The organism is Candidatus Omnitrophota bacterium (assembly GCA_018894435.1).
Classification (GTDB): Bacteria; Omnitrophota; Gorgyraeia; order JAHIPI01; family JAHIPI01; genus JAHIPI01.
This window is the reverse complement of record JAHIPI010000052.1, coordinates 1-6810: the sequence shown is the minus strand read 5'-3', so window position 1 is coordinate 6810 and position 6810 is coordinate 1. Positions and strand designations below refer to the sequence as shown.

At 43.2% G+C, this 6810-nt stretch carries 5 protein-coding genes and 2 tRNA genes; all 7 read right to left on the bottom strand.

Features of this window, described 5'->3' with window-relative positions; translation table 11 throughout:
• The coding region (locus tag KKI13_03850; protein MBU4488180.1) for a B12-binding domain-containing radical SAM protein at positions 1-1079 on the bottom strand (1079 nt) is incomplete at its 3' end.
• Between the two features lie 305 nt (positions 1080-1384).
• Positions 1385-3190 carry a discoidin domain-containing protein gene (locus KKI13_03845; protein MBU4488179.1) on the bottom strand — a complete coding sequence of 602 codons (1806 nt, stop codon included), beginning with the start codon at positions 3188-3190 and terminating at the stop codon, positions 1385-1387.
• A gap of 338 nt (positions 3191-3528) precedes the next feature.
• Positions 3529-3606 (bottom strand) — tRNA-Asp (locus KKI13_03840).
• Positions 3607-3658: 52 nt separating this feature from the next.
• Positions 3659-3735, bottom strand: a tRNA-Val gene (locus KKI13_03835).
• Positions 3713-4393 (bottom strand): hypothetical protein, encoded by a 681-nt coding sequence (locus KKI13_03830; GenBank protein ID MBU4488178.1) that lies wholly within the window; start codon positions 4391-4393, stop codon positions 3713-3715. Before KKI13_03830 ends, KKI13_03835 begins: the two co-directional genes overlap by 23 nt.
• Before the next feature lie 88 nt (positions 4394-4481).
• Positions 4482-4940, bottom strand: a complete 459-nt coding sequence (locus tag KKI13_03825; GenBank protein MBU4488177.1) for a V-type ATP synthase subunit K — start codon at positions 4938-4940, stop codon at positions 4482-4484.
• Positions 4941-4966: 26 nt separating this feature from the next.
• Positions 4967-6745: a hypothetical protein gene (locus KKI13_03820; GenBank protein ID MBU4488176.1), complete on the bottom strand. Its 1779-nt coding sequence runs from the start codon at positions 6743-6745 to the stop codon at positions 4967-4969.
• Positions 6746-6810 lie beyond the last annotated feature (65 nt).

The following is a 6810-nucleotide window of genomic DNA, read 5'->3' as shown; positions in this document are numbered from 1 at the left end:
AGCGGAGAAAATTTTTCTATCCTCAGTTTCTGGAATGTGATGGAATCCAGCCCTATTTCCTTCGCGAATTTTGATATACAAAGCATCTCTTTCTCGGTTTCGCCTATATTGCCGTAAATAAAATAGCCGTGGTAGTAGAGAGGATATTTTTTGAGCACTGAAAAGTATTTTCGTATTGTATTAGAATCAAATCCTTTATTAAGCTGCGCCAATATGCGGTCGTGGGGGGACTCTATCCCCAGTAAAAGTATCTTGAACCCCGCTTTCACCATTTTTTCAAGCAACGCGGGATATTTCGCTATTTCGATACGGGCCTGCGCTATAAACCGTTTATTTATTTTCCGGGTTATTATAATATCGCATATCTCTTCGGCCCTTTTGGGATTGGCGAAGAAATTATCATCGCTGAAGAGCACCGCGTCAGCTGTTATCTTTTCTATCTCTTCAACGACCGATTCTACGCTGCGCGGCGCATAGTCTCTTTTCTGGCCGAGCGGATTCAGGCTGAACGTGCAGAATTTGCAGGTATAAGGGCATCCTCTGGCGCTTAATACCGAATCAAATGTCATCTTTGTTACGTCGATGCCGCCTAATGTCAGGTGATACTCGTGGCGCCTAAGTGCGCGGTCCGGGTAATTTAAACTGTCTATGTCGGGCAGCGGCCTGTGTTTATTATGAATAATTTTCCCATTTTGCCGGTAGGATATTCCTAAGATGGTATCGAGCGGCTTTCCTTTCAATATTTCTTTTATCGATTCTTCGCCTTCTCCTCTTACTATAACATCTATGTTCGGACAATCCCTGAAAAGTTCCTCCACTTGTTCCGTGGCTTTATAACCACCAACGATTAAAGGTATCTCGATCGGCATGCGTCTTAAAAGGCCTTTGACTTCTTCTAACTGCCGGTCCCACCCAATACTCACGCAAATAATATCTATTTCGGAGCGGATGAAATTAAGAAGATTTTCCGTATCACAAAGCTCCTTCTCGTATCTTAAGTCAAGAAGAGTAATTTTATCCGCGAGCCCCTTGGCGCTTGTGGCTACGTATTCGATACCTGCGGGCGGAAAAAGCTTCATTATGCTTGTGGCCGTGCTCTCGATGTAGGGGTTTAAGAATAAAGCGTGCTTATACCTGAGCGGGTTATGACCGGGGCTACCGGTGCGGCTTAAAGTAATTGCCTCTAAAGAAGGCTTCAAAATCGTCCATTTCGATTGAAGTTAGATATTTTGTAGTAGCAAATCGCTATACTTGTAGGCATATTATAGCATGCCGCATTAGATTAGCAATAGAGGTTTGGGGTGCATAGTGTTTTAAGAGACTCTGCGTACTATCGCGCCATCGAGCCGCGAGTGTGTCAAAAGTGCGCTATTCTATCTCTATATTATGGTTTGCTTATCGAATCGCTCACTTCGACATTGGAAGCTGAGTCATAAGTCCAGCCAGACTTAGATACATTGTCTACGGTGAAAATAAATGTACCCGACTTTTTAGTTTTATCAGAATCGCACCGAACTAATCCGGTACTGTTTGTTACGGCTGAATCATTATCTGTAGTTAACCCAGTCCAGTGGCCACTGACTAATGCCTCACTTACAGGCTGTCCATTGCTATCCACTATTTTTGTCTCTGCTGTGGCAAAACTGAGCCCACCTTTAGCAGCAGTAGTGAACATATTAATAGAATATATGTGTATCTTCTGTTCTTCTATAACACCTCCCGTACCGTATACTGCAAACTCGAATAAAGAATAACCCCAGGCGATATTGCCCCGTTCCGTGCCATACATTCTTACATAGCGAGTATTGACACTTAAGGAAATATTATCACTTCCCCCATTACCGGTGGTTGTTGAATAAACATCTGCCCAGTAAGTACCATCGTCGGATATCTGTATCTTATACGATTTTGCATAAGCAGCTTCCCAGCTCAGTATAACTTTTGTTATATCCGAGAAAGATCCTAAATCTACACTTATCCACTGCGGGTCTGAGCCTGCTGAAGACCATCTCGTACCGAGATTACCATCGAAAGCCTTGGATGCTACAAGATCTGTCCCTGTCTCTACTGAAGAAGCCGTAGCATTCTTGTTTAAGGCAAGACTCATCAAATTATCAAGATTTAAGGTTGGGGTACCGGAATTGCCTTCAGAAACAAAATAAGAGTCTGATAATGCCGCTCTTGGAGCTTCATTACCGGCAGAGTCTATTAACCAGTTTTCTTCCTTATCCATGTCGAACCATATAAAACATTTAACATAAGGATAAGTCGTTTCCAAAAGGTTAAAGGTTTCTGTTATCCACTCTCTTTTTCTCTTGCCATTGGCTTTTAGTTCATGGGCACAGGCAAACTCTGCTATTATTATGGGTTTTTCTGTACTAATCGCCCTCAATCTATTAAAGGAATTACTATATTCATCCTCTTGATTATCAAAAACCTGTTGGAAAGATTGCCAGCCGGCATATTCTACTCTATTCCAGTTATAGCCATCGACTCCCAACCAATCGACATAATCATCACCCGGATAATAGTTCTGAAATTTATTCCACGGCTCCCGTGGCCAATCAGAATTATTTACAGACCAAACCCACGCTACATTGTCAGCGCCAACTGCTTCAAAAATATCATGAATGTGCCGCCAGGCATCAATATATATTTCAGGGCCGTCAGGTTTAGTGGGGTCTCCGTAGCCATCAAGTGTAGCTCCGCCATTGGCAGCTCCTGAACCGTTGTGCCAATCTCCGTTCATCTCTCCGTCAAAACATACCCATAACGGTTTACCATATGCTTTTGCTTCAAAAGCCCAATTCTGAATATAACTATCAAAATCCCCATTTATAATCTCAAGAAGACGAGGAACACTATCATCGCCATTGGTACTTGGATGTATGTCAATATATGGTACCGTAGGCGAACTTTCAGTGCCATGATTATGAACACCTAAAGCTTCCACGAAAGGAAATTCATCAACAATTTTTTGATATATCTTGATACAAGCCACCTTCCTTTGAATAATCTCTTCATAGTTTAAAATACCTTGCTCACCATGCCAGGGATAAGTAGCGTTTTTGCTCCAATCAGCAATAAATGCGCCAATCTGGCAATCAGCATTAAGTTCGCTGACAAAAACCGGGCCAAGGCATAACATTAGAGTCGCAAAAGCAAAAATGGTAATTGATTTCTTCATCATCTCATACCTCCGATAGTTCACGATTTTTCCTTCTGAATATTATAAAACAATAGTGCGCCATGCAGATAGGGTATCAAATACTGTTGTAAATGTCAAGAAAAAAGTTACTTTTTATTCGTTTAATAGGGCTGGCGCAGAAGTGGCGTCTCAAATATACAGCAGAAATATGAAGCTGGCAAGGATATGTGCCATTTGGGCTGTGGATAGAAATGGGTGAGCAGGATGGTCTTGAAAAAGTGTGCTATTTTTATGCTATCAAATACTCAAGATATTTCAAAAAGAAAAAGACACACAAGAAGATTCAATATATAAATATCTTGTATGTCTTTTATGTTTACTGGCGGGGACGACGGGGGTCGAACCCGCGACCTTCAGATCGACAATCTGACGTTCTAACCAAACTGAACTACGTCCCCAAATGTGCCACAGATTATAAACTAAAACGCCTAAAAATACAAGTATATAAAATGGTAGGCGGAATAGGACTTGAACCTATGACCTCCTCGGTGTAAACGAGGCGTTCTAACCAACTGAACTATCCGCCCATTTGCTCATACCTTGTATCCATCCCTTGATTCTCGAACATACATAAACATCGCCGATCATTACGCTGAAAGTTCCGAAGGGCAGAGTATCTCTTTTTCCTAAACTTGATTTACTGATAGCCAAAAGAGGCTTATTAAACTGCGCGAGAGATATGCCGCTGACATTAGACCAATATTTTTCCGCTTCTTTTACGTTCAGATGAGGATGGATAAATATCTTTCCCCGGAATTTTCCTTCAGGAACTTTGCATATCTCTCTGAAAAAGAGCATAATTAATTTTATCATACGGGGGTCTGTATTGGCAAATACTATTGCATTCCTGCTTGCGTTATAACCTTCTGCCCAATATAGGGCGGCCCCCACTATTTTAAGAATCTTGTTTGAATATTTAGATGATATTTCTTTTTGAGAAGAAGCTATGATTCCGTTACGTATATTAGCCCATTTTTGTTTACTGCTTCTGGGGTGCTTCGCTGCTTTTGCCCGCCCCTTGTCTTGATTAGACTTTAATCTTTCTATCTGCTCATCGGTCAGATGTATATCTGATATCCACTTGCTTACAGAACCTTTAGAGCATTTGGTTTGTGCAGCAATCGCCCGCAACGACCATCCGTCGGAACGTAACGCGCGAGCTAATTTTCTTTCTTTGTCTTTCATTACAAAACCTTTGTGCTATTGATACAAATACTATAGCACAAAGGTTCGTAATTAACAACTGTTTTTATTTTAAGCTGTCAATACGCTATTAAGCGCCGGTGACCTTGCCGATAACACCAAGGGCGAATGCCATTACAAAGAGGGCTACGGTCTCAATAATACCCAAAACTATGATATAATTACCGAATCCTTTGTCGGTTGCGCCCAGAGCATCGGCTGCCACAGCTCCGGCCTTGCCCTGCATAAGCGCAGAGACACCGCAAGCTATGCCGCAGAAGATCCCCAGCCCCCACAGGTAGAAACCCTGCGCCGCCGCTTCGGCGATCTTATTCATTATGATCATGCCGTAAATGGTCTGCGTAAGAGGGGCGCCTACAAACACTATGAGCATAAACGAGGCTGTCTTATTCTGCGCAAAGGCCCTTTTCCAGGCGCCGACCGCCGCCATCCCTGCATAGCCTGCGCCCAACCCTGAGCCGACCGCGGAGAATGCCAACGCGCCGGCAAGCCCCAGATCCTTAAACTGAACCAAGACACTGTTATCCATAATCATTCTCCTTCCGATAAAATGAATTATTTCTTTAAAGGTTTATATGAAAATCCGCTCCATGTAACTTCTAAGTGACTGCAAAACTCAAGCACGTTAAGCCTTACGCCGTGTACCAGAATAGACATAGGACCTAACAGTACGTTCAGCACTTGCCCTAAGATAAGAATCAAAGAGGTCGCGATGCCCGCAAAAAAGCCGTTAAACCCGATATCTAACGCAAGTTTATTAAAGGCATCTGCCACCGCAACAGTCGCAAGCCCGACGGCAAAGAGGCGGACATAAGATACAATATCAGTAAAGCTGTTAACGAGGTTTTTGAGAAGGCTGCCTAATCCGGCACCTATTCCCTTTATAATATTTCTGTTTGGGCTGGTAAATATTATCACTACTACGGCGCCGATTGATAAAAACCATAAAGCAAGTTTCGGAAAAGGATAAGCCAGAACCATAGTTCTTGCAAGGAAAAATGCTCCCCATAATATAAGCACCCATCCAAATTCAGATAATGCGGCAATCGAAGGCGCTTTGATAACGGCCCGCCAGATATGGGCTATGCTTAACTGGAACGCGCCGATCACAAAACAGATGTTCTGCATATTTCTGTAATCATTAAGCGCCGGCACAAGGGGCTTGAAATATGGAGAAAGCCATTCCTGGCCAAAAAATGTCGCCGTAAGTACGCCCCATATGATGGCGCAAAAGCTCAACAGATAAAAAAGTATGGGCAGGGCATTACTGTTGAGGATATTTTTAAGTTTGCGGTGAAAAATAAGAGTCAATATAAAATATACGGCCCCAAGCCCCGCATCTCCTATAAGAATGCCGAAGAATATGGAAAAGAATATCAGAAACCACATGCTTATGTCCAGCTCACTGTATCCCGGCACGATCTCTATCATTTTGAAGACAGGATTTATGATCGAAACCCATCTGGGGTTGCGTATCAATGTGGGTACTTTGTCCTCGTCGGAAACATCGTCCACTAAAAGTCCCCACTTCTCTCTTTTGGAGGCATCTTTGATCAGCGCCTCCGCGTCATGAGGAATAAATCCGCTTATATAAGCGATCTCGCTATCTTCTCCCATGCCTTTCAGGGCATGGTTGAATTCGAGTTCTTTCTCAAGCGATCTCTTCGTCTCCTGAAAAGTATTTTTATAAGTTACAAACCGGCTGACAGCCTTTCTTATACTATCCATAACTTTGGCGTCTTCCGACAATCTGGCCTGCATCTTGTCAGGCCCCATCTTCGGAAGCATTATCTCTTTATAAGGAATATCTATGCGGCTCTGCGACACAAGTACGCAATGAGCAAACTCTCCTTTTGTAAATATCTTTTTTACAAAAATGCCTTCGGGGATGGTATTCAGTTTCTTTACCGGAATCTGGTATAATTCGATAAACATACCCTTTTCAGAAAGCTCATTTATCTCCTCCGGTTCAAAATCGCCCCAACGCCCCCATTCGGTTATCATGGCCTTAAGAGTCACCGAATATTCTTTCAGCTGCTCAAATCTTTTGCGCGCGTCAATGATATGCAGCGCCGCGGTTTTCCAGTCCTTGGCCGGGCGCGGGGTTTTCGCATCTCGCTCTCTTGCGGCTCTATTTATAAACGCCTGCTCTGACAGAATATTTATCGCCTCGCTTAACATGGATATGCCACTGGCGATTATTTCGATCTCTTTGCCGGCGGGCGCCTTATGGTGCTCCACGTGCAGGATGCCGAGCGAGCGCAATTCGTTTATGGCGCCGTCGGCGTCCTTAGACTGAACAAAGATTGTCGCCTTTTTCATCGGAACGATCATACTGCTACCTCTTCTAAAACCATCTCTTCTATTTTCCTCTTTGCTATCTTACTTCTGCCTACCGT